The sequence below is a fragment of the Dyadobacter sp. BE31 genome (assembly GCF_031457695.1).
GTDB lineage: Bacteria > Bacteroidota > Bacteroidia > Cytophagales > Spirosomataceae > Dyadobacter.
In genome coordinates this window covers 1-2,223 of sequence record NZ_JAVDXA010000015.1, presented here as the reverse complement: position 1 = coordinate 2,223, position 2,223 = coordinate 1, and the positions used below count along the sequence as shown (strand labels likewise).

Below are 2,223 nucleotides of genomic sequence, written 5' to 3'. Positions count from 1 at the left end.
CGGTCGTGGCTGTTGCACAACTATGTGGATGTCACATAAGCGACTGACAGTTAATGGCTTTCACCATATAGCGAGGCGGCACCTTCTTCTTTTAGTATTAATTTTGTAAGCTGTTCGCGGAAGTTGTCGATCGCTGCAAGATAAACCAGCATTTCTAACTCCACTTTATCTTGCCAGGCTTTTCGGTTGCTGTTTTCCTCCAATGTAATCTCAACGCCGACAAGGCCAGTTGGGTCAGGAAGGTTAATTCTCATTCCCCAAAAAGCGTATCCACTTTTCTCCCCTGCTTCGTATACCAACGGTTGTTTATCCTTCGGAAATTGGGCAAGCAATTGCACCCAATCGTTAAGGGATTCAGTTGTATCGTAAACCTCAGTTATGCCGGAAAACCTTCCATTGGTTGCCTTAACTCTTAATTCAATCAAGTCACTATCCTTCCAGATGACTTGTAATTCTAACTGTGATTTTCTATTGTCAAATTCCATTTTGGTGGTGATTAGAATACCATGTAGGAGATGCAATGGGCACTTCAAGTGGGATTCAATTCATGTTCACATTAACTTCGGCCTTGTCAATAAAGGACAATTATCGAGTGTATGCCTCCGGTTTTTTTTGTAACTTCAGGAATGCAAGGAAAGAAAAATTACTCAGAAAAGCTGTTCGTCAGCTTCCAACTTTCAGATCGTATTCCGAAGGAAAACTTTTATCGCAGGCTCGGCGAAACACTCGACATGCAGTTTTTATACCGAGACACCTGCGACCTTTACGGTAAAACAGGTAACCCGTCGATCGATCCTGTGGTATTCTTCAAGTTGATGCTCACAGGATATCTGGAAAACATCACCTCGGACCGGCGCCTGATAGAGCACTGCTCAATGCGGATGGACATTCTCTATTTTTTAGGCTACGATATTGACGAGTTACTACCTTGGCATTCAACTATTAGCAGAACCAGGCAGCTATATCCTGCCTCTATTTTTGAAAGTCTCTTCGATAAGGTTTTTAGTATGTGCGTTGATAAGGGCATGGTCAGTGGACACACTCAAGCCCTGGATTCAGCGCCAGTCAAAGCGAACGCCTCAATGGAAAGTCTTGAGTTGAAAAAGCCATTTCAATCTATCAAGAACCACTTTGAGGATGTTGATGCTGAAAATCAACGGCAGACAAGCACTGGGATAACTTCGCCCGTCGGGTTAATAACTGCGCCCCCACATCATCTCAGGCGCATGAAATCTCACCAGGAAAAACTTCGCGAAAACCCTGTAAGTGCTAGCGGCGCTGCTCACGAAAGAGCACAGCTGTTCAGCAATAAGACACATTACAATCCCCACGATCCAGATGCACGGATTTCAGTAAAGCCTGGCAAAGCAAGAAAGCTCAACTATCACTGTAGCATGGCAGTCGATACAGGGCAAGGGGTAATCAGCCATATACAGGCAGATTTTGCGGATGGAAGAGATAGTCAGTATTTGCCAGCCATGACTGAAAAGGTCGAAAGTCGACTAAAGGTGAATGAACTGTGCATGACAGAGCTGCTAGCAGATGGCGGTTACTCCAACGGTTACAATTATGAATACTTAGAATCACGGAATATCACAGCATGGATACCTGTTTTTGGAAAGTACAAACCGGAAAGAGAATGGGTCACCTACGACAGGCAAGAGGATGTTTTTATCTGCACAATGAATAAGAAAATTCCATTTAAAGGCTTTGGCCGGACTTCCGATGGACAGCCTATAAAGAATTACCGGGCTTCTAAAAAAGATTGCATTCCCTGCGTTCTCAAAGATTCCTGTACTCCTAAGTCACTATTTAAAAGAATTTTCACAACAACCTTTGAAGATTATTATTACCGAGCTCATGAAAGGCAACACAGCAGGCGAGGCAAACAGATGAAACGACTGCGGCAGAGTACGATAGAGCCGGTCTTTGGAAGCCTGGTTCATCATTACGGATTAAGTAAAATCAATGTTCTGGGAAAGGCTGCCGCCCACAAGGTGATGCTGATGTCAGCCATCTGCTTTAACCTTAAAAAGTACCTCAAAACATTTAACAGGAAATTGGTGCAGGGTGCAGTAAAAGAGGTCGTAGGGCACTGCAATGCTACTTTTTTGATGCCTTTTAGTCGCTTTGAGTTGACTTTGTGAAATTCTCAAAAGTGACCGATTGAAAATCATTCACCAGAAATCTCCTGCGAGTTCTGCAACGGCCACGGTCGTTTTT

Annotated in this window: 2 protein-coding genes; one reads left to right on the top strand and one right to left on the bottom strand. The window is 43.8% G+C overall.

Annotated features, from left to right (window positions below):
• Window positions 1–50: 50 nt before the first annotated feature.
• A complete protein-coding gene (locus J2Y43_RS33465) occupies window positions 51–485 on the bottom strand; it encodes a hypothetical protein (RefSeq protein ID WP_309993746.1) in 435 nt (144 codons plus the stop codon).
• A gap of 141 nt (window positions 486–626) precedes the next feature.
• Here J2Y43_RS33465 and J2Y43_RS33460 point away from each other — a divergent pair, with 141 nt between their 5' ends.
• Complete coding sequence (locus J2Y43_RS33460; protein ID WP_309993744.1) at window positions 627–2,147, top strand: IS1182 family transposase; 1,521 nt, start codon at window positions 627–629, stop codon at window positions 2,145–2,147.
• The last annotated feature ends 76 nt before the right edge of the window (window positions 2,148–2,223 follow it).

Bases quoted from the DNA above. Each gene is read 5' to 3' on its own strand.
- J2Y43_RS33465 (WP_309993746.1), bottom strand. From the start codon at position 485: ATGGAATTTGACAATAGAAAATCACAGTTAGAATTACAAGTCATCTGG.
- J2Y43_RS33460 (WP_309993744.1), top strand. From the start codon at position 627: ATGCAAGGAAAGAAAAATTACTCAGAAAAGCTGTTCGTCAGCTTCCAA.